Source organism: Microbacterium oleivorans (assembly GCF_013389665.1).
Classification (GTDB): domain Bacteria; phylum Actinomycetota; class Actinomycetes; order Actinomycetales; family Microbacteriaceae; genus Microbacterium; species Microbacterium oleivorans_C.
In genome coordinates, this window is sequence record NZ_CP058316.1 from 1,663,356 (window position 1) to 1,684,509 (window position 21,154).

Sequence of the window (21,154 nt, forward strand, 5' to 3'; positions counted from 1 at the left end):
CGCCCCCTCCGACATCCCGGCGCGCGGCGGAGGCCGGGCGATCAGAGGCGGACGACCTCGGTCACCCGCACGACCGCCGTGCCCGCCTCGACGGAGGCCTCCAGGTCGACCTCCGCGCGGATGCGCCAGTCGTGGTCGCCCGCGGGATCGTCGATGATCTGCTCGACGCGCCAGACGCCCTCGCGCGCCGGCCCCTCGTCGATCACGCACAGCGACGGCGAGCGCGCCGGGCCGCCGGTGAGCACCTCGTCGTGGTCGTCGTAGTAGCGGTCGAGGATCTCGGGCCAGTCGACGCCGGGGTCGAGGGCCTCGAGGGCCTCGTCGTCCTGCAGGGCGGCGAGCTGCACGCGCCGGAACAGCTCGTTGCGCACCAGAACCGTGAAGGCCCGGCGGTTGGTGAGCACCGACGGCGGGGCCGGCGGCACCACCGGCGCATCGGGATCGTCGGTCGGATGGGCGAGCGACTCCCACTCGTCGACCAGGCTCGAGTCGACCTGGCGCACGAGCTCGCCGAGCCACTCGATGAGGTCCATGAGGTCGTCGGTGCGCGCCTCGGCGGGAACCGTCTGCCGGATCGCGCGATACGCGTCGCTGAGGTAGCGGAGCACGAGGCCCTCGCTCCGGCCGAGCTGGTAGAACGACACGAACTCGCCGAAGGTCATCGCCCGCTCGAACATGTCGCGCACGACGGACTTCGGCGACAGCTCGAAGTCGCGCACCCAGGGCTGACTCGAGGCGAACGTCTCGAACGCCTGCGCGAGCAGGTCGGCGAGGGGCTTCGGCCAGGTGATCTCCTCGAGCAGCGCCATGCGCTCGTCGTACTCGATGCCGTCGCGCTTCATCGCGCCGACCGCCTCGCCGCGCGCCTTGTACTCCTGCTGCGACAGGATCGCCCGCGGGTCGTCGAGGGTCGCCTCGATCACGCTCACGACGTCGAGCGCGTAGTGCCCGGTGCCCGTCTCGGCGTCGTCCGGAGACAGCAGACCGATCGCGGCGAGCGCGAACGGCGACAGCGGCTGGTTGAGCGCGAAGTTCGGCTGCAGGTCGACGGTGAGATGGATGCCGTCGCCCGAGGCCTCGACGATGCCGGCGGCCACCAGCGTGCGGAAGATCGCCAACGCCCGCCGCGCGAGCGCATACTTCCGAGCGCGCGGCTCGTGGTTGTCGAACACCAGCGACCGGACGTTGCCGAAGACGTCACCGCCTCGGCCGGTCACGTTCAACAGCATCGCCGCGGTCAGCTGCAGCTGCGGTGTCAGCGGTTCGGGCTCGGCGTCGACGAGACGCTCGAACGACCCCTCACCCCAGTTGACGACGCCGGTCGGGGCCTTCTTGCGCACGATCTTCTTGCGCTTGGCGGCGTCGTCGCCGGCCTTCGCGAGGGCGACCGCGTTCTCGATCTCCCACTCCGGCGCCATGACGATGACGTTGCCGTGAGGATCGAAGCCGGCTCGACCCGCGCGCCCCGCCACCTGGTGGAACTCGCGTGCGCTCAGCTGCCGCATTCTCGTGCCGTCGTACTTCGACAGCGCGGTGATCACGACCGTGCGGATCGGCACGTTGATGCCGACACCGAGCGTGTCGGTGCCGCAGATGACCTTGAGCAATCCCCGCTGCGCGAGGGTCTCGACGAGGCGGCGGTAGCGCGGCAGCATCCCGGCATGATGCACCCCGATGCCCGCGCGGACGAGGCGCGACAGCGTCTTGCCGAAGCCGGTCGTGAAGCGGAAGCCGCCGATCGCCTCGGCGATGGCGTCGCGCTGCTCGCGGGTCGTGATCTTGACGCTCGAGAGCGCCTGCGCCCGCTCGATGGCCGCCGCCTGCGAGAAGTGCACGATGTAGACCGGAGTCTCACGCTCTTCGAGCAGCCGTTCGAGCACGTCGTGGACGGGCCGTCGCTCGTACGAGAAGTGCAACGGCACCGGGCGCTCGACACCGGTGACGAGCGCCGTCCGCCGGCCGGTGCGCCGCGACAGGTCGTCGGCGAGGTCGGTGACGTCGCCGAGGGTGGCCGACATCAGCAGGAACTGCGCGCGCGGCAGCGTCAGCAGCGGCACCTGCCAGGCCCAGCCGCGATCGGGGTCGCCGTAGAAGTGGAACTCGTCCATCACGACCTGGTCGACGTCGGCATCCGCGCCCTCGCGCAGCGCCAGGTTCGCCAGGATCTCGGCCGTGCAGCAGATGATCGGAGCGTCCGGGTTCACCGAGGAGTCCCCGGTGACCATGCCGACCTTCTCGGCGCCGAAGATCTCGACGAGCGCGAAGAACTTCTCGCTGACGAGCGCCTTGATCGGAGCCGTGTAGTACGTGCGCCCGCTCCGAGCCACGGATGTCGCGTGCGCGGCGACCGCGACGAGCGACTTGCCCGTGCCGGTCGGCGTCGCCAGCACCACGTTCGCGCCCGAGACGAGCTCGATGACCGCCTCATCCTGCGCCGGGTAGAGGGTGAGTCCCCGCCCCTCGGCCCACGTCGTGAACGCGTCGTAGATCGCGTCGTCCGAGGCCTCCGGCCCGATGAGGTCGAGCAGCGCCGCGGAGGTCATCCCTCGAGTCTGCCCTACCCGCGCCGACCGACGGTCGTGCCGGCACCCCGGCGGCAGCCGCGCGTGCACGACTCCTGCACAGTCCGCGCGAAGCCCCGCAGAGCCCCCGACTCGAGCACCACGTGCGCCGATGAGCAGGAGTTGCGCACGGGCACCTAGCCTGACGTCTCGGCGCCGGCATCCTTGGCTGTCAGCACCCGGCCGCACGATTCGCGCACCCGGTCGGTGAAGGCGGGGTCGGCCTGCGCCCGCGCCACGACGGCGTCGTACATCGCCGGCAGCACCGTGGGATCGGCCGAGGCCAGCACGATGTCGACCCCGGCCGCCAGTGCTTCGACGGCCCGGTCGCCGGGCGCCACGATCTCGGCGGCGGCCGCGGCCGAGAGGTCGTCGGTGATCACGACGCCGTCGAACCCGACGCGCTCACGCAGGAGAGCGAGCACCCCGGGCGAGAACGCCGCGGGACGGTCGGCGTCGATGTTCTCGTAGCGCGCGGTGCCCACCATGACGAGCGATGCTCCGGATGCCGTCAGCGTGCGGTAGACGCCGACATCGGGCGAATCCGACGACACGGCCGTATCGATCACCTCGGCGGTGTAGTCCGTGTTCGCGTCGACCCGTCCGAGACCCGGAAAGTGCTTGAAGGTGGGCAGGACGCCGGCGGCCCGCATCCCGTCGGCGAACGCTCCGGCCTCGGCGGCGACGGTCCGCTCGTCGTAGCCGTACTGGCGACCGAGCGCCCCGATCGGAGGGTTGTCGAACCGCGACTCCGCACTCGTGACGATGTCGGCGACGGGCGCGAGGTTGATGTCGATGTCGGCTGCGGCGAGCTGGGCGCCCCACGTCGTGGCGGCGGCGCGCAGTCCTGCAGGTCCGAGATCGGCCTGGCGGATGGCGTAGGGCATCTCGTCGAATCCGGGCCCGCGCAGCACCTGCACTTCGCCTCCCTCCTGGTCGGTCGCGACCCACAGCGGCGGGGCGCCCCGGGGAGCCAGCGCGCGAAACTGCGCGACGAGCCCCGCGGTGGCATCCACGCCCGCCGTCGAGCGGCCGTGCAGGAACAGACCGCCCACTCCGCGGTCGCGGATCGCGGCGGCGGCATCGGGCGAGACCGTGTCGACGGGGGTGCCGACCATGAGCACCTGCCCGACGCAGGCCTCGAGACTCAACGAGTCGGCGGCATCCGGCGATGCCGTGGGGGTGGGCGTCGGACTCGCGGTAGGCGCGGGCGCAGGGGTCGAGGGGTCAGCGGGGCCGGGCTCGGGGGCGCACCCGGTCGCCAGCACCAGCACGCCCGCCACGACGAGGGAGGCGAGGGCGGGTCGGGCCGGGGCCGGAACGGGGCGGCTGCGGGTCACCCCACCATCGTGACCTGCTCAGCAGCAGCGCGCACCGGGGTTGCGGTCTTGGTCGTCCATGCGCTGGCGCCAGAACTGCCGCTCGGTCAGCGGCTCGATGCCTGGATGCGTCCGGCGATGGTGCGCGAGATACGTCGCGTAGGCGTTGTCCCCCATGAGCGAGGTGACGGGGGAAGGCGCTTCATTGCGTTCTCCAGCTGAGGCGGACGCTCCGATACGTTGCCGGGATCTGGTCGTCATGGTCTCGAACGGCTCTACGTTGGAGGGGACCGATGAGGAGAACTCCATGACCGACGAGACCATCACCGTCACGCGTGACGATGCGAATGACCGATACGACCTGATGGTCGGTGACGTCGCGGCGGGATACGCCGCGTTCCGCCGCGACGACGACGAAGGCCGACTGGTGTTCGACCACACCGTGGTCGAGAAGGAGTTCGGCGGGCGGGGTCTCGGCAAGACGCTGGCACGCGACGCGCTCGCCGACGTCGCGCGCCGCGGCGAGACCGTCGTTCCCGAATGCCCGTTCATCGTGAAGTTCCTCCGCGAGAACGAGGTCCCGGGCCTGCGGATCGACTGGCGCGACGAGGATGCCGCCGACGCCGCGGCTCCGGCGGAACCCTCGGCGTGACCCGATTCGACGCCGAGTCGGCGCCCGTCGACGAGGACCCGGGGATCGGCTCCCCCGGCCCCCGGCGGACGCTGCTCGAGGCGCGCGACGTGCCGCTCGGCGGGGTGCGTGCGATGTCGGTGAGTCGATTCCTCCCGCAACGCGATCTGCCGCTGGTCGGCGCCTGGTGCTTCCTCGACCGCTTCGGTCCGCAGCGCACGAAGATGCGGGTCGAGCCCCACCCGCACATCGGCCTCCAGACCGTCACCTGGCCGCTCGCCGGTGAGGTGCACCACCGCGACACCCTCGGCAGCGACGTCGTCATCGAGCGCGGCGCCCTCAACATCATGACCAGCGGCGCCGGCATCGCCCACTCCGAGTACTCCGTCGGTGACGAGCCGATCCCGCTCGATGCCCTGCAGCTGTGGGTCGCGCTCCCTGAGGAACGCCGGCACGGCTCAGCGGCGTTCGAGCAGCACGACGACCTGCCGGTGATCGACCTCGGCGGCGGTGCCGACGCCACAGTTGTCGTGGGTTCCCTCGCCGGCGCCGTCTCTCCCGCGACGATGCACACCCCGATCGTCGGCGCCGAGATCCGTCTGCCCGCGGGTGCCGCGGTCGAGGTGCCGCTCGATCCCGCGTGGGAGTATGCGATCGTGCCGGTCTTCGGATCGGTACGGGTCGGGGGCGTCGATGATGCCGATGCGGATGCCGTCGACCCGGGCGCTCTGCTCTATCTCGGTGACGGTCGCGACGGCATCCGCCTGTCCACCGGCGATGCGGAGACGACGGTGTTCCTGCTGGGCGGCGAGCCGTTCGGCGACGAGATCGTCATGTGGTGGAACTTCGTGGGTCGCAGTCACGACGAGATCGAGGTTGCCCGTGACGACTGGGAGGCGGCATCCGATCGGTTCGGCCACGTCGTCGGTCACGGTGACGAGCGCATCCCCGCCCCGCCGCTGCCGCACGTGCGGCTGACCCCGCGCCGACGGCGGCTCTGACCCGGTCCGGGCACAAGGTCATCCGCGAGGCTGACGCTCCTCATCCGGGCGAGCGATGCTGTGAACCGGGGCGGTTCGTAGCGTCGAAGTCATGACGTGGATCGCGTTCATTGCGGGACTCGCGGCGAAGACGATCGACGGCGCCAGCGCCTTCAGCTATCCACTCATCTTCCTGCCGTTCGTCAGCTCGGCGTTCGTCCCACCGACACGATGCCCGGGCCCGTGCGGTGGTTCGCCGAGAACCAGCCGGTCACCTCGATCGTCGACACCATCCGGAAGCGTGCCCGGAACAGCGAAAGCCCCAGAGGCGCTCCGCGAGGCAGGGCTGTTCGACCGGCTCGCGTCGATGGGTGCTCGCGACGGTGGAGTCGTACTGCCCGGCCGGTACATCGATGATGACGAGACCCGCGATCCGGCGCATGTGCGCAATCAGGAGCAGCTGGTCGACCACACCCGACGACTCGCGCAGCGGATCGGAGATGTGTGGTCGACCGGCGACACCCCCGTCGTGATCGGGGGTGACTGCAGCGTCTTGCTCGCGGCCGGGCTCGCGTCGGCGCGACGCGGGGGAACAGGCCTCGTCCACATCGATGGCCATACCGACTTCCGACACCCAGGCAACAGCGACGAGTGCGCGAGCGTGGCGGGAGAGGATCTCGCTGCCGTCGTGGGGCTTCATCGGCCGGCGATCGCCGACATCGACGGTCGGGCTCCCTACTTCGAGCCGACTCGTGCCGCTCACCTCGGGCATCGCGACGACGACGAGCACGTGGACGAGGCACGCACTGTTCTCGGTTGCGCCGTCTCGGCCTCTCGCCTCGCGTCGGGCGGCGCCGCAGCCGCAGCCGCCGCCGCTCTGGAGACGGCAGGGGAGTCGTATTGGGTCCAGGTCGACGTCGACGTACTCGACCCCTCCGTGATGCCCGCCGTCGATAGTCCCGATCCCGGCGGTATCGGCGCAGACCAGCTCACAGAACTCATCGGCGTGCTCGCCCCGCGCGCGGCCGGCATCTCCGTCACAGTCTTCGATCCCGACCTGGACCCAGATGGCGCCTGCGCCCGGATTCTCGTCGACATCATCGCAAACGGGCTCGCGGCCGCGGTCAGCTGACGGAGGCGACCGCCGGGGGGCATCGCGTTCCACGCCCCCGTCCTCTCTCCCTCTTGGCCTGTCGACTGTCGGCCGTCCATGATGGGACGAGCGTCGCCCCGGCGACGTGGTGACCGCGTTCTGTGACCCGAAGGCGAGCTGAATGGCGATGCGTGTTGACTGACCACTCGGCAACCGGTGCCCGTACCGGCACGACGCGGGTGGCTGCCGCGATGCTGCGCTTGCCCGCGACTGTCAGCGTCGTCGTGCTCGTTCTTGCCGCCGGGGTCGCGGGACAGGGCTTGTGGACACCTACGTCGTCGCAGCCGTGGTGGGATGACGTGTCGTACGGGCTGCCTGCGTTCGCGGCCGGCCAGTGGTGGACCCCGCTCACGGGTACGTTCCTGGTGGTCGCGCCCATCGTGTACGTGCCGACGCTTCTCGGTTTCGTGGGCATGGGCTACCTCGAGTGGAGACGCGGGTGGCGGGTCGCTCTCGCGTTCTTCGGCGCGGGGCAGCTCACCGCCGTGTTCGGAGCGGCAGTGTTCCTCTGGGCGGGATCCGCGTTTCCGTGGCCGTGGGCGATCGAGTTGGCCGCAACCCGAGACGTCGGGCCCTCCGGTGGCACGATGGCCTGCCTCGCCGCCTGCGCGGGTCTGTTCTCCAGCCCCTGGCGACAGCGGATCTGGATCCTGATCTTCGGGTATGCGGTCGTCGGCTTCCTCTTCATCGGCACGCTCGCAGACGTCGAACACCTCATCGCCGTGCTGTTGGTCCTCGCCGTCACCCGTTCCTTCCGCGTCCGCCGGGCGAGCGTGCGGGAACGACGCCTGCTGGCGTTCGCGATCAGCCTCAGCCTCGGCGTGATCCAGATCCTCGGACTCGTGGTGGCCACGTACGGCCCGTTCGGCCAGACATCGCCGTTCCGAGGCCCCTGGGTCGACGTTCTCGTGGACGCGACACTCATCGTGTTCGTCAGCAATGGCCTGAGACGGGGTCGGCGATGGGCATGGGTGATCACCGTCGGAGTCGCCCTGCTCAACGTCGTGCTCGCGGCGCTCTACCTCCTCGTCCGCGCGGTGGCCCCGCTCGTCGCGGCCGACCTCGGGCTGGACGAGTCGAATGTCGCCATTGCGAGCTCGCTGCTCTGGCTGTCCTTCATCGTCTATCTGGTGGCTGCGCGCGGTGCGTTCTCCTCGAAACGACGTCGCGATCTGCGCGGCGCCGGTGACCACTCGCCCAGCGCAGACGACGCCCGGCAGCTTGTGAGACGGGAAGGCGGGAGTTCGCTGTCGTGGATGGCGACATGGGAGGGGACGCAGTACCTGCGCACTTCCGCGGGGATCGTTCCCTATCAGAAGCACCTCGGCGTGGCGATCGCTCTCGCCGACCCGTTGGGTCCGGCTGACGGCGCCCGCGATAGCGTCCTCGAGTTCGTGACGGCGGCTGAACGAGACGCCGTCGTGCCCTGTTTCTTCAGCGCGGGGTCGTCGACGAGAGCCGCGACGCCCGCCGGCTGGCGGTCACTCGTCATCGCCGATGACACGATCGTCGACCTGCCGGGGCTGACTTTCACCGGCAAAGCATGGGGACACGTGCGCACCGCACTCAATCGCGCTGAACGAGAGGGCGTCGCCTTCCGGTTGTCGACGATGGCGGACGAGCCCTGGGGGGTGCGTCAGCAGATGCGCGCCATCTCGGACTCCTGGGTGGGCGACAAGGATCTTCCCGAGATGCGCTTCACTCTCGGAACCCTCCACGAGGCTGAGGACCCCGAGGTCCGGATCGCGCTTGCGGTCTCGGCGGCGGGCGACGTGGAAGGCTTCTTGAGCTGGCTGCCGATCTACGCACCCGGGGGTCGAGTGCGGGGATGGACCCTGGATCTCATGCGCAGGCGCGAAGGCGGTTTCGCACCCGTCATGGAGTTCCTCATCGGAGCGTCCGCAGCCGCATTCGCGGAAGAGGGGGCCGACATCATGTCGTTGTCGGGCGCACCACTGGCTCATCAGCCGGCCGATGACGAGGGCCAGATCGCGCGCCTGATGGCCCAGCTGGGCTCGGTACTGGAGCCGGTGTACGGATTCTCGTCACTGCACCGGTTCAAGCAGAAGTTCCGCCCGCGATACGAACCGATCTACCTGCTCTACCGGGATGAGGGCGATCTCGCACGCATCGGTCCCGCGCTCGTCCGGGCGTTCCTGCCCGACGCATCGCTCCGGCAGTACGCGGCCGCCGGGCTCGATATGGTGCGCCACGGCTGAGGAAGCGCCGGCTCCGCCGCGTTCGATGGAGACGAAGTCCTGATCGCACGCAACGAGGATCACGCTGCAGGCTGTCTGGTGATCACGAAGAGAACCGACCTGCGGCCGGAGATCGCGCTCTACAGGAGAGCCGGCTTCCAGGAGACCTGTTCGTGGGAGGACCGGGACCAGCTGATCTGCATGGTTCGAACCGTGTCGTCAGACGGTCAGCGGCGCACGAGGTTGCCGTCGGCCCACTCGCCGAGCTGGCTGAGGATCGGCACGAGGCGCGCGCCGGCATCCGTCAGCGCATAGGTGACGGCGACCGGCGGGCCGGGCTCGACCTGCCTGATCACCAGACCGGTCTCTGAGAGTTCCGTCAGCCGGTCGGAGAGAACCGCGTCGCTGATGCCGACGACGGCGCGACGGAGCCCGACGAACGAGAGCTCGCCCTGCCCGAGCACGTCGACGATCATGCCGTTCCAGCGCTTGCCGAGCACCGAGAACGCGTGCGAGACCGCGGCATCGCAGTGTCGGGCGTCGTGGTCGTCGGCCATGCCTCCATCGTACGTGTGCTAGCGTTCCCGAAGCTGCTTTGTTTTTCATAGCGACTCTGATCGGAGAAGTGAATGACCCTGTTCCGTCTGGATGCCAGCATCCTCCCCGCCACGTCCGCCAGCCGCGAGCTCGGCGACCTCGTCGAGGCCGAGTGGGTCGCCGCCCACCCCGCGAGCACCGTCGTGCGGCGCGACATCGCGGCCGACCCGATCCCCGCGACCGCGTGGCGCGACTCCGTCACGGCGGGCTTCACCCCCGCCGAGCAGCAGACCGACGGCCAGCGCGACGCGCTCGCGCTGCGGACGCGGCTGGCCGACGAGCTGATCGACGCCGACGCGCTGCTGTTCACTGTTCCGCTGTACAACTACGGCGTCTCGCAGCATGTGAAGACCTGGTTCGACGTGGCCTACACCGACCCACGCATCGACCCGCAGGGCACGGCGCTGCGCGGCAAGCCCGCCACGCTGGTCACGGTGCTCGGCGGCAACTACGAGCCCGGCAGCCCGAAGGAAGGGTGGGACCACTCGACCGGCTGGCTCCGCCGCGTCTTCGAGGATGTCTGGGGCCTCGACCTCACGGTGGTCCACCGGCCCTTCACGCTCGTCGGCGTGAACCCGGCGCTCGACGCCTTCGCCGACACCGCGGCCGCGCTGAAAGCGGGCGCGGAGGAGGCTGCGGTGAGCGCGGGCCGTACGCTCGCGGCATCCCGGACCGCCTGAGCGGCAGCGGCCCGCCGCAGGGATGACGGCGGGGCGCCCGGACCGATGTCCGAGCGCCCCGCACTGTCGCCTCTCAGCGCGTCAGTCGATCACCACAGCACGAGGAAGCCGCTGAGGCCCACCGAGCCGTCGACCGTGTCGCTGCCGCTGTAGGTTGCGACGACGACCTTGAGCCCCCGCGACTGGCGGGGCAGTTCGACACGGGCCGTGCCGTCGACGACATCCGCGCTGTAGCGGGTGGAGTTCACCCAGACGTCGACGGTGCCCGCCGCCGGCCCACCACCGTTCGGCGTCACCTTCACCGACACGACGTACGGCTGCGAGGCCGTGCCGACGTAGCGGTTGAGCGACACCGTCGTGGACGAGGCGAACTTCACGAACACCTCGTTCGACACGGCTGAGCCGACCTGGGGGTTGCCCTCCGCCGTGGCGGTCACCCGAACCGACAGGGCAGTGCCGACGTCGGCACGCGCCACCTTGTACGACGCCGAGGTGGCACCCTCGATGGGCTCGCCGCCGCGCAGCCACTGGTAGGCGACGCTGACCTCGGCCGGATCCCACTCGCCGGCGGTCGCCTTCAGCGTGCTGCCGACCTTGGCCTTGCCGGTGACCTCGGGGGCCACGACCGCGACCGGCGCTCCCTGACCCGACTCGACCTCGACGATCGTCCGGATCGACGAATCCCCGTAGCGGACCACGCCGAGGTAGGTGGTCTCGGGCTCGAGCCCCGCCCACGAGAGGGTGTAGGTGGCCTTCTCGCCCTGCACGGTCGGCAGCGGGTTCGGGGTGGCCGCGAACTCCCCTGCCGACACCCCGGCTGCGACGACCGCCGCGGTCAGGTCGTAGGTGAAGGGCTCGCTGTAGGAGAACCGGTTCACCATCACGAGATACGTCCCCGCGGTCGGGGTCGTGAGCGACACGGACTCGTTGGCGGATGCCGTCGCCGACGACCACTGTTCGTAGTAGCGCAGATCGTCGGGGCTGACGACGCGGTACACCGTCATGTCGAGGTCGGTGGTCTCGGTCGCCTCGGTCTCGACGGCGAAACGCACGTACTCCGTGCCCTCGGGGACGTCGACGATCTCGTAGGTGTTGAATCCCGCTTCACCCTCGTCGTAGAACGAGTCCTGGTCACCGGAGTGGCCGGGAACCTCGGGGAAGTCCGGATTCACGCGCAGCTCCTCCGGCACGAGACCCGACAGGCCGAGCGCGAGCTCGCCCGTGAGCGAGGGCGCGACGGTCACGTCCACCGAGCCGGTGACACCGGTGCCCGACACCGAGGCCGGAGCATCGACGGGCACGGGGTATACGGCGATCGGCGAGCGCACGTCGTTCGCACCGCCCGTCCAGGTGAGGAAGCCGGTGGCCCACTCGCCCATCGGAGCATCGGTGCGCGAGAGGGTGATCTCGATGGCGGCCGTCTCGCCGGCGGCGAGGGTCACCGACGACGGCGAGACCTGCACGTCGACCCCGGGAACCGACGCCTGCGCCTGGAACGTCCCGGCCTCGGTCGCCGTGATGGTGCGTGTGACGGTCTGCGGCGCTCCGAGAGCCCCGACGCCGATCGACGGCAGGTTCAGGTCGCTCGGATCGATCGGGTCCACGCCGAAGTCGCGCAGCCCCAGCCCCTGCAGGTACGCGGCCCAATCGGCCGGACCGTTGAGGTAGAGCAGACCGGGCTCGAAGTACTTCGTCGGGTCGGTGTGCCCGGCGCCCTGCGTGAACGGGTCGGTGACGGCGTCGCCCGCGGCATCCACGGTGTCGTACGCGGTCGTCATCATCGCCGACTTGACTTCGGCCGGGGTCGCCTGCGGACGCTCACCGAGGTAGAGCGCGGCGAGCCCGGCGACGTGGGGCGACGACATCGACGTGCCCGACAGGATGCCGAAGGTCGGGTCCTCGTCGACACCGTTCTGGGTGGCGGCGAGGATCGCGACGCCCGGAGCGGTGATGTCGGGCTTGATCACGTCGCTGCCGTCGGCCAGCATCGGTCCACGGCTCGAGAACCCGGCGACCTGGGGTGCCGGCGTCTCGATGCCCGTGAGGTTCTCGCCGACGAGCGTGACCACGCGGTCTGTGCCGCCCTGGACGTACGCGAGCACGTCGGCGCGAGCGGTGTCGGCCACGTGCACGGTGGGAACCGAGTGGAAGTCGTTGTCGAGCGACGCCGGCGTGACGTTAGTCAGGATCATGCCGATGCCGCCCGCCTCCTCGACGGCCTGCGACTTCTCGATGCGGGCGTTGGACCCGCGGTCGCAGACGACGATCTTCCCGCTCACCTGAGCCGGGTCGAGCGAGCCCAGCAGGCAGAGGTTCGGTGTCTCGGCACCCGCGAGCCCCGCATCGCCGGCGAAGACCGACGGACCGGAGATCGAGTCGCCGAAACCGACCGACACCGACGCGCCGGCGAACTGCGCCGCGGCGCTGTCATCCTCCTCGCCGAGACGGACGGTTCCCTCCCATGTGGGGATGGTGGATGCCGCGACCGTGGCGTACCACGGCGATGCGTGGTCGGCGGTGACGGGCTCGGGGCCGGAGTTGCCCGCGCTGGTGGCGACGAAGACGCCCGCAGCCGCGGCGTTGAAGAACGAGATGTCCTCCGGCGCGAGCACGGTCGTGGCCGAGCCGCCGCCGATCGAGTAGTTGATGACGTCGACGCCGTCGGCGACGGCCTGATCGATGGCGGCCAGCAGGTCGCTGAGCGCGCAGATGTCGTCGGTCGTCACGAGCGGGTCGGGTCCGACGAAGCACGCCTTGTACGACGCGACCTTCGCGGCCGGTGCGACACCCGAGATCGAGCCGAAGTCGATACCCTCGACCGTGGCCTCGACGCCGTTGTTGCCCGCCGCGGTGCTGGCGGTGTGCGAGCCGTGCCCGTCGCCGTCACGCGGTGAGAGGTAGTCGCTGTCGAACGAGAAGCCGTTCGCCGCGGCACCCTCGCCGAAGTAGTGCGCGCCGATGAGCTTGGAGTTCAGCAGCGAGGCGTCCCAAGCGTCCTTCGTGCCGGCGTCCTGGTCGACGATGGCGCTGCGGAACTCCCCGCCGTCGGCCTTGGCGTAGACGACCTCATCGCCATCGACGTACGGCGCGTCGCCGGCGGTGGTCCCGAGCGCATCTCCGGCGAACGACGGGTTCTCCGGCGCGATGCCCGTGTCCACGACACCGACGACGATGCCCTCGCCGGCCGCGTCGATGCCGCCGACCTCGTCCCAGACGCCACCCTCGCCCTCGAGCCCGAGGAACTCGGTCGACGGCACGGCGTCCAGGTGACGGACCTCGTCGGGGAAGACCCCGAGCACGCCCTTCTTGGCGGCGAGCTTTCCGGCCTGGTCGGCGGTCAACTGCGCGACGAAGCCGTTGAGCGTGGTCTGGTAGGTCGTATCGGGTTCGGCCCCGACCTCGCTCGCGACCTCTTCTTGGCGCTGTTCGAGGAAGCCGGAGTAGTCGGTGACGGCGCGCGACTGGGGATCGAGACGCTCTCCCTCGTCGGGCTTCGTCGGGGCCAGGCCCGATTCGCCGCCCTCGTACGTGGCGACGGGCGCCTCGTCGAGCAGGACGATGTAGCGTCCGTTCTCGCTCGTGACCGGAGCCGGGATGTTCACCCCCTCTCCCGTTGCAGCGAAGGATGCCGTTGCGGCAGAGGTCGTGAACAGTGCGGCCAGGGATACGGCCGCGACTGTTCGCAGGGTGGTGCGAACCATGTGCGCTCCAGTGGGGGGATGGATGAGCGATCCGGGCGGCGTCGTCGGCGCACGGTGAGGACAACTTAGCTCACAGGTCGCCCACAAGGAACCCTCGGTCGGCACCCAGCTACCGCCGGAGCCCGAGCGCGTCGCACCCGGGTCCGGCGATCTGCATCGGCGCCCGCGAGCCGGTCGCCCCGGCGGCGTCCCATAGGCTGGACGGGTGGCCCCGGCATCCCGCCTCTCGACGCGCGTCCTGCTCGTATGCGCGGCCATCGGAGTCGCCACCGGGCTGCTCGGCGGCGTCGAGGGGTGGCTCGCGGCCCCGGTGATCGCCGGGGCGCCGATCCTCTACGGCTTCGTGTTGGGCGTGCACGTCCTGCCCGGGATCATCGCGCAGGAGGCCCTGCGTCTGCCTTGGGTCGCTCTGGTCACGCACCTCGTCGCGGCGCTCGCCTCATCGGCGATCGCGCCGCCCTACACGTTCCGCTTCCTCGGCACCGCGCTGCTGTTCGGCGCGCTCCAGGAGGGCGTGGCCGCGCTGGTGCGCTACCGGTCGTGGGCCCCGTGGCGCTTCTTCGTCTCGGGCGTGGTGATCGGCATCGTCGTCGCGCTGGCCGTCTTCTTCATCGCCGATCTCGGCGCACTCGCGCTCTGGGCCCAGATCACCTACCTCGTGCTGGCCGTTCTCGGCCCCGTCGCCTGGACGGCCGTGGGCCTCGCCATCGGCGTGGGATTGCGGCGCGCGGGCGTGGCTCGGCGCTGACCTCGCGTTCGACGCACTTCCGGCGGGAAGTTAGGGTCGGCTAAGCTAAACGGACCCGATCCGATCCGAGGACGCCCGTGACTTCCGCCGCCTCCGGCTCCGCCACGGCGGGGCCACCCGTCGCGAACGCCGCGACCGCGCCGCTGCTGGTAGTGCGTGACCTCGCGGTGACATACGAGGGGTCGGATGCCGCCGCCACCCGCGGCGCGTCGTTCGAGATCCGTCCCGGCGAGGTCGTGCTGCTCCTCGGCCCCAGCGGGTCGGGCAAGTCGACGGTCGCGCTGACGTTGAACGGGCTCATCCCCCAATCGATCCCGGCCACGGTCGAGGGGTCCGTGCTGGTGGGCGGCGAGGACGCCGCGACGACGCCCATCCCACGGCTGAGCACGCGTGTGGGCATGGTGTTCCAGGACCCCGACGCCCAGCTCGTGACCGGGACCCTGCTCGACGAGGTCGCATTCGGCCCCGAGAATCTGCGGTTGCCGGTCGAGGTGGTGCTCACCCGCGCCGAGGCGGCGCTGCGGCGCATGGGCCTGTGGGATCGGCGCCACGAGAATCCCGACCGACTCTCGGGTGGCGGGCGCCAGCGCCTGGCGATCGCCTGCGCGCTCGCCATGGACTCGCCGCTCCTCGTACTCGACGAGCCCACCGCCAACCTCGACCCGGCGGGCATCGAGGACGTCTACGCGGCGCTGGGCGAGATCGCCGCCGCCGGAGACCGTGCGATCCTCCTCGTCGAGCACAACCTCGACGCCGCCATCCGCTTCACCGACCGCGTGGTGGCCCTCGACCACGACGGCCGAACGATCGCCGACGGGCCGGTCGATGCCGTGCTGCGCGAACGGGCCGCCGAGCTGCACGAGGTCGGGGTGTGGCTGCCGGTCTCGACCCTCGCGGCCCTGCGCCTGCGCGAGGCGGGCTACCCGCTCGAGCCTCTCCCGCTGACGCCGGAGGAACTGCGCGCGGGGCTCGAGGCAGCGGCATCCGGTGACGAGAATCGGACGATCGCGTCACCGTCGGAGGCGACCTCCGATTCGGTCCGAGTTTCGCGCGATTCTCCGACGCTCGCACCGAGACCGGTCGTCTCGGTGCGCGATCTGACGCTGCGCCGCGGCCGGACGACCGTGCTCCACGACGTCGATCTCGAGGTCGCAGCCGGCGAGTTCGTCGCGATCGTCGGTGCCAACGGGGCCGGCAAGACGAGCCTCATCCAGGCGATCGCGGGAGTCGTCCGCGGCCCGCGCGGGCGCATCGACGTGGGCGGACTCGATCCGAACCGGGCCGACCCCCGGTCGGTCGCCGGGCGCGTCGGTTTCGTCTTCCAGAACCCCGAGCATCAGTTCGTCGCGCATACGGTCTTCGACGAGCTCGCCCATGGTCTGCGCCGCCAGCGGATCGCCGACGACGAGGTGCGCGAGCGCGTCGACGGGATGCTGCGCCGCTTCGGCCTGGAAGCGCACGCCGGCCGGCATCCGTTCCTGCTGTCCGGCGGTCAGAAGCGCCGCCTCTCGGTCGGCACGGCCCTGATCGCCGGCGCCCCGGTGCTCGCTCTCGACGAGCCCACGTTCGGCCAGGACCGCGCTCGCGCCGACGAGCTGCTGCACGTGCTGCGCGACCTCAACCGCGACGGCACGACCATCCTCGTCGTCACCCACGACATGCAGCTGGTGAGCGAGTACGCCGAGCGCTGCGTCGTCGTCGGCGACGGCCGCATCGTCGCCGACGGCGCAGCCGCCGACATCCTCGGCGACGACGACCTGCTGCGCTCGGCTGCACTGCGGATGCCGCCGCTTCGCCGCGCCCTGCACGGGCTCGATGCGTTCCCCGAGCTCTCGGGCATCGCACGCCTCGCGGACCTCCCGCGGGCAGCAGGATCGTCGCGATGACCGCCGCCGCGATCGATCCCTACGCGCCCGCAGCACCCTCGCGCCGGCTCCTGTTCCAGCTGAACCCGCTCGCCAAGCTGGCCGCGCCGGTACCCGCCATGATCGCGCTGATCTTCGTCCGCGACCTCGCCACCCCCCTCGCCCTCCTCGCCCTGGCATACGCCGTGCTTCTGGTCGGCGCTCGCTGGACGTGGCGGTCTGCCGCGCTCCTGCTGCTCGGCCTGCCCGCGGGCATGGGGCTCATCGGCGTCGGGATGTCGCTGTGGGTCGACGCCTCCCGTGTGTCGGACACACCGGCTCTCTTCCGGATAGGGGTGTGGACCCTGCACGCCGGCGCGCTGCAGATCGGCATGGCCACGGGACTGCGATTGGGCGCCATCGCGGCGCTGGCCTTCATCGCGGGGCTCACCACGACCGGCCCCGATCTGGTGCGCGCGACCGTGCAGCAGCTGCGGGTGCCCTACCGGGTGGGTTACACCGCGCTGGCGGCCTTCCGGTTCGTGCCGCGGTTCGGCTACGAGCTCGAGCTCATCCGGCAGGCGCACCGAGTCCGAGGCGCCCACGGCGGCCGCGGCCCCGTGGCAGCGGTCGCCCGCTGGAGCGGGTATGTCGTGCCGTTGCTGGCCGGCGCGATCCGCCACGCCGAACGCGTCGCTCTGGCGATGGACTCGCGCGCGTTCGGCGCACACCCCGACCGCACCGAACGGCACCTCGTCCCCTTCCGTCGCCGCGACGTCGTCTTCGTCATCGGCTTCTGGCTCGCCTCAGCGGTCCTGCTCGCCCTCCTCTTCCCCTGGTCGCCGTGACGCACGAGTGACGTCGCCGGGCTCCGGCCCCGTCTTGAAAGGACAACCCGCATGGCTCGCTACAGCAGCCTCGTCAAGCCCGCGACCCCGGGCCTCCTGCACCTCACCGTCGTGCGCGCCGAGCAGATCGCGCCGCACTGGATGCGGGTCACGCTCGGCGGCGGCGACATCGGCCGGTTCCGGCCCCTGGGGTACGACCAGTGGTTCCGCCTCTTCCTGCCGCTCGGAGGCGACCAGGGCCTCGAGCGCGTGCCCGAGAAGGCCAACAAGCTCTTCGGCTACCTCAAGTACCTCCGCATCCCCGAGGGCGAGCGCCCCGTCATGCGCAATTACTCCGTGCGTGCCTATCGATCCGACGGCCCATCGGGTGGGCCGGAGATCGACGTCGACTTCGTTCTGCACGGCTCGGGACCCACGGCGGGCCCCGCGTCGCGATGGGCCGAGCAGGCGCGGGTCGGCGAGAGCGTCGTCATCATCGACGAGGGGCTCCGCTTCGACCCGGAACGCGGGGTCGACCGTGTCGTGCTGGTCGCCGACGAGACGGGCGCCCCGGCGGTGGCCTCCATCTGCGCGTCGCTGCCCGACGCGGCATCCGGCGTCGCTCTGATCGAGGCTCCCTCGTCCGCCGACGTCGTGCCGTTCGATGCCCCGACCGGAGTGAGTGTGCGCTGGCTCGTTCGCGACGGCGACACGGCACCGGGCACGCTCGCGCTGGCGGCCCTGACCGACGAGGCGCTACCCGCCGAGCCGTTCCACGCCTTCATCGTGGGCGAGCAGTCGCTGCCGACGGCGGCGCGACGGATGCTGGTGAACGAGCGGGGCGTGCCCAAGGACCGGATCGACTTCGTCGGCTACTGGCGGGTCGCGGCGAGCTCGTCCGCACCGAAGGCGCGGGCCGCGGCCGAGCGGGGCTCCGACGCCGGCACCGAGGCTCGCGCATGAGCCGGCCGGTCCGCTCCCGCGCCGCCCGCGTGTCGACGGCCTACCTGCTCACCTGTGCCGCGATCGGGGTGGCGGCGAGCGCGCTGATGGCTCCGGCCTGGGTCGCGTCCTCGACGCTGTTCCTCACCGTGCCCTTCGCGACGGTCGCCATCGCGGGGCTGTGGGTCCTGCCCGCCGTCATCGCTCTCCGGCTCCTTCAGCGCCCGGGAGCGGGGCTGCTGGTGGGACTGATCTCGGGGCTCGTCCTCGCACCGTTCTTCACGATCGGGTCGGTCGCGACCATGCTCTACTGGTCCTTCTTCCCCGAGCTGCCGTTCCTCGTCACGCTCTACCGACGCTGGAACACCTGGCTGCACTATGCCGGCTCGGCACTCATCGGTGCGACCTATCCGATCCTCTCGGCGCAGTACTTCGACCTGTGGAGCATGACCCCGCCCGTGCTGGTCTCGTTCATCGCGCTGTGCGTCGCGAGCTGTGTCGTGGCCACGTGGCTCGGCATCCTCGTGGGCGACCGCCTGCGTGCCGCCGGCGTCGCGACCCTCGCCCGCCGCCGCACCCCCGCCTGACCCGCCCCCAAGCCGTCGACGTGCTCCCGTCGACCCGCGGGTGGGTCAGCCGGCGTACTCGGGAGCCGCGGGGAGGCCGAAGAAGTCTTCGAGAGTGCGGTAGCCGCCCTCCGCGTAGCGGGTCGCGAGGTCGATGCCGATGAAGCGCAGGTGCCAGGGCTCGTACTCGTAGCCGGTGATCGCCGTGTCGCCGTCGCCGTACCGCACGATGAAGCCGAACCGGTGGGCGTTCGCCGTGACCCACTCCGACTGCGCCATGCCGCCGAAGCGCTCGATCGTCCCGCAGCCCGCGTCGCAGGCCACGATGTCGACGGCGAGGCCGGTCTGGTGCTCGCTGTGCCCCGGGCGGGCACTGGTCAGGTCGGCATTGCGCTGACCGAGCTGACCGACGTAGGAGCGGTAGGTCGAGACCTGTCGATCGTACGATCGGAACCCGCTGTTGACCCCGATCTCGCCGGCACCCTCCGCGCGCGCGGCCCCGACCAGTTGCGACAGCGCCGCCGCGACATCCGCTCGCATGTGTCCGCCGCTGGTCCGCTCGACGCCCTCGGCGCGCGCCTGCGGCTCGGGCCAGTAGTCGATGGGATCGAGCGCGTTGAGCTTGTTGACCACGACCCAGGTCCGACCCGCCGCATGCAGATCGATGCAGGGCGCGGCACCGCTGGCGACGGCGACCCGGAAGGGTTCCGCGCCACCCGCCGCCGCGATCACGTCGGCGTCACTGCCCGATGCGAGCGCTTCGGAGACGGCCGGGTCCCCGCACAGGTCCGCGGGGGCCGGCTCCCCGCGGGCCGCGTCCGGCTCGACCGCGGCGGCCGCCTGGCCCGATTGGGCCGGCGCCGGCAGCACCGTCGCGCGGGGCGCATCGGCGCGGGCGTCACCGATGAGGGCCGCCACGGCATCCGTGCGCTCGGGTGCCTCCGTCGTCATCCCCGAGACGACGCCCCCGACCGCGAGGGCCGCTCCCCCGACGAGCACGAGCGCGAGGACTCCCGCGACCAGTCGACGACGCCGGTACACAGCCGGAGCCGGCTGCTCCGCAGGGCCATGATGCGCGTCGGCGGAGCCGCGTTCTCGAAGCTCCCGCCGCGTGGGCAGGGGACGCGACACCGCTCCGCCCTCACGGCGCGAGCGACGCGTCTCGTGCTGGGTCGGGGGCGCCACGCATCCATCATGCCCCGGGGCGAGGCGCGATCTCGGGAGCCCCGGGGTCCGGGTTGACAGCGCTTCGAATCTCTGTTCGAATCTTTCCATGCGATGGCACGGGCAGCAGATGGGTGTCGCGGATGCCGCGGCGCTGCCCGGGCTCGAGACGATCAACGGTCTGGTGCGCTCGGTCACCACGCCGGAGTTCGCCGGCGTGACCTTCCACGAGGTGATGTCACGATCTGCCCTCAACCGCGTACCCGGGCCGTCGGCCATGCCCTTCGACTGGACCGTCAACCCGTACCGCGGATGCACGCACGCCTGCGTCTACTGCTTCGCCCGCGGCACGCACGAGTACCTCGACATGGACGCGGGAGCCGACTTCGACTCGCAGATCGTCGTGAAGCTCAACGTGGCCGAGGTGTTGCGCCGAGAGCTGGCCCGTCCGGGCTGGAGTCGCGAGCAGGTTGCTCTCGGCACGAACACCGACCCGTATCAGCGGGCCGAAGGCCGCTACCGACTGATGCCCGGCATCATCACCGCGCTGGTCGACAGCGGTACGCCCTTCTCCATCCTGACCAAGGGCACGCTGCTCCGCCGCGATCTGCCGCTGCTCACCGAGGCGGCGACATCCGTGCCGGTCGACATCGCGATGTCGATCGCGGTGCTCGACGAACCTCTCCGTCAGCTGCTCGAGCCCGGGGCACCGACTTTCGCGGCGCGGCTCGAGACGGTGCGGGCCGCAAGCGCGGCCGGCTTCCGGGTCACGGTCTTCCTGATGCCGATCGTGCCGCACCTGACCGACTCCGTCGAGGTGCTCGATGCCGCGCTGACGCAGATAGCGGATGCCGGGGCGGCTCGGGTCGTGTATGGCGCGATGCACCTGCGCCCGGGGGTGAAGCCCTGGTTCCAGCAGTGGTTGGCGCGCGAACGACCCGATCTCGTGCCGGCGTACCGCGGCCTCTACCCCGGGGCAGCCGTTCAGGCGCCGCAGGGGTACCGCCGCATGCTCGCCGCCCGCGTGCGACCGCTGCTGGCGCGGCTCCGACTGCGTGGCGGCCTCGAAGAAGAAGAGGCGCAGCCGAGCACGCGCCGGTTCCGCCCCGGCCCGGTGGTCACCACCTCGCGCGGCCGCGCCGCCGCCGCATCCGCCCCCACGCTCTTCTGACCCGTTCGCGTCACACACCCCCCCCGCCCCGTACCCCACCGCACCGTGCACGCGAAAGCCCGCGAGTCGGCG

17 protein-coding genes and 1 pseudogene are annotated in these 21,154 nt (G+C 71.0%); 12 read left to right on the forward strand and 6 right to left on the reverse strand.

Translation table 11 applies throughout. The features are described from left to right. Window positions 1-41: 41 nt before the first annotated feature. From HW566_RS07945 to HW566_RS16240, 3 genes are all read right to left on the reverse strand, one after another. Entirely contained in the window at window positions 42-2,543 is a 2,502-nt protein-coding gene (locus HW566_RS07945; RefSeq protein ID WP_178011864.1) for a DEAD/DEAH box helicase, read from the reverse strand. Window positions 2,544-2,698: 155 nt separating this feature from the next. Next, window positions 2,699-3,901: a glycoside hydrolase family 3 protein gene (locus HW566_RS07950; protein WP_178011866.1), complete on the reverse strand. Its 1,203-nt coding sequence runs from the start codon at window positions 3,899-3,901 to the stop codon at window positions 2,699-2,701. Window positions 3,902-3,919: 18 nt separating this feature from the next. Then, a complete protein-coding gene (locus HW566_RS16240; protein WP_372955797.1) occupies window positions 3,920-4,204 on the reverse strand; it encodes a YbdD/YjiX family protein in 285 nt (94 codons plus the stop codon). Here HW566_RS16240 and HW566_RS07960 point away from each other — a divergent pair. The 5 genes and pseudogenes from HW566_RS07960 (at window position 4,188) to HW566_RS07975 (ending at window position 8,863) form a co-directional block, all read left to right on the forward strand. Then, window positions 4,188-4,532, forward strand: coding sequence for a GNAT family N-acetyltransferase (locus HW566_RS07960; RefSeq protein WP_178011868.1), 345 nt, complete (start codon window positions 4,188-4,190; stop codon window positions 4,530-4,532). The genes HW566_RS16240 and HW566_RS07960 overlap by 17 nt on opposite strands. Further along, window positions 4,529-5,512 carry a pirin family protein gene (locus tag HW566_RS07965; protein WP_256728927.1) on the forward strand — a complete coding sequence of 328 codons (984 nt, stop codon included), beginning with the start codon at window positions 4,529-4,531 and terminating at the stop codon, window positions 5,510-5,512. Before HW566_RS07960 ends, HW566_RS07965 begins: the two co-directional genes overlap by 4 nt. A gap of 91 nt (window positions 5,513-5,603) precedes the next feature. Then, a pseudogene (locus HW566_RS16070) lies at window positions 5,604-5,788 on the forward strand (ABC transporter permease); the annotation flags it as partial. A 4-nt stretch (window positions 5,789-5,792) separates the two neighbouring features. Further along, window positions 5,793-6,623, forward strand: coding sequence for an arginase family protein (locus tag HW566_RS07970; RefSeq protein WP_256728928.1), 831 nt, complete (start codon window positions 5,793-5,795; stop codon window positions 6,621-6,623). 212 nt (window positions 6,624-6,835) lie between these two features. After that, window positions 6,836-8,863, forward strand: a complete 2,028-nt coding sequence (locus tag HW566_RS07975; protein WP_178011874.1) for a bifunctional lysylphosphatidylglycerol flippase/synthetase MprF — start codon at window positions 6,836-6,838, stop codon at window positions 8,861-8,863. A 206-nt stretch (window positions 8,864-9,069) separates the two neighbouring features. Here the strand turns inward: HW566_RS07975 and HW566_RS07980 are convergent, their stop codons facing one another. Beyond that, window positions 9,070-9,399 carry a winged helix-turn-helix transcriptional regulator gene (locus HW566_RS07980; protein ID WP_178011876.1) on the reverse strand — a complete coding sequence of 110 codons (330 nt, stop codon included), beginning with the start codon at window positions 9,397-9,399 and terminating at the stop codon, window positions 9,070-9,072. A 72-nt stretch (window positions 9,400-9,471) separates the two neighbouring features. Between HW566_RS07980 and HW566_RS07985 the strand changes: the two genes are divergently transcribed. After that, window positions 9,472-10,119, forward strand: coding sequence for an FMN-dependent NADH-azoreductase (locus tag HW566_RS07985; protein ID WP_178011878.1), 648 nt, complete (start codon window positions 9,472-9,474; stop codon window positions 10,117-10,119). Window positions 10,120-10,208: 89 nt separating this feature from the next. On the opposite strand, the gene HW566_RS07990 is transcribed toward HW566_RS07985, so the two are convergent. After that, window positions 10,209-13,820 (reverse strand): S8 family serine peptidase, encoded by a 3,612-nt coding sequence (locus HW566_RS07990; protein WP_178011879.1) that lies wholly within the window; start codon window positions 13,818-13,820, stop codon window positions 10,209-10,211. 205 nt (window positions 13,821-14,025) lie between these two features. Between HW566_RS07990 and HW566_RS07995 the strand changes: the two genes are divergently transcribed. From HW566_RS07995 to HW566_RS08015, 5 genes are all read left to right on the forward strand, one after another. Continuing rightward, complete coding sequence (locus HW566_RS07995) at window positions 14,026-14,568, forward strand: ECF transporter S component (RefSeq protein ID WP_178011881.1); 543 nt, start codon at window positions 14,026-14,028, stop codon at window positions 14,566-14,568. Between the two features lie 77 nt (window positions 14,569-14,645). Next, window positions 14,646-16,454: an ABC transporter ATP-binding protein gene (locus HW566_RS08000; RefSeq protein WP_178011882.1), complete on the forward strand. Its 1,809-nt coding sequence runs from the start codon at window positions 14,646-14,648 to the stop codon at window positions 16,452-16,454. Then, window positions 16,451-17,260, forward strand: coding sequence for an energy-coupling factor transporter transmembrane component T (locus HW566_RS08005; RefSeq protein ID WP_178011884.1), 810 nt, complete (start codon window positions 16,451-16,453; stop codon window positions 17,258-17,260). Before HW566_RS08000 ends, HW566_RS08005 begins: the two co-directional genes overlap by 4 nt. A 51-nt stretch (window positions 17,261-17,311) precedes the next feature. Continuing rightward, window positions 17,312-18,202, forward strand: a complete 891-nt coding sequence (locus HW566_RS08010) for a siderophore-interacting protein (protein ID WP_178011886.1) — start codon at window positions 17,312-17,314, stop codon at window positions 18,200-18,202. Beyond that, entirely contained in the window at window positions 18,199-18,768 is a 570-nt protein-coding gene (locus HW566_RS08015) for an ECF transporter S component (protein WP_178011888.1), read from the forward strand. The genes HW566_RS08010 and HW566_RS08015 overlap by 4 nt, the downstream gene beginning before the upstream one ends. 45 nt (window positions 18,769-18,813) lie before the next feature. Here HW566_RS08015 and HW566_RS08020 read toward each other — a convergent pair whose 3' ends face one another. After that, complete coding sequence (locus HW566_RS08020; RefSeq protein WP_256728623.1) at window positions 18,814-19,932, reverse strand: M15 family metallopeptidase; 1,119 nt, start codon at window positions 19,930-19,932, stop codon at window positions 18,814-18,816. 88 nt (window positions 19,933-20,020) lie between these two features. On the opposite strand from HW566_RS08020, the gene HW566_RS08025 reads away from it, so the two are divergent. Beyond that, entirely contained in the window at window positions 20,021-21,082 is a 1,062-nt protein-coding gene (locus HW566_RS08025) for an Rv2578c family radical SAM protein (RefSeq protein ID WP_178011890.1), read from the forward strand. Window positions 21,083-21,154 lie beyond the last annotated feature (72 nt).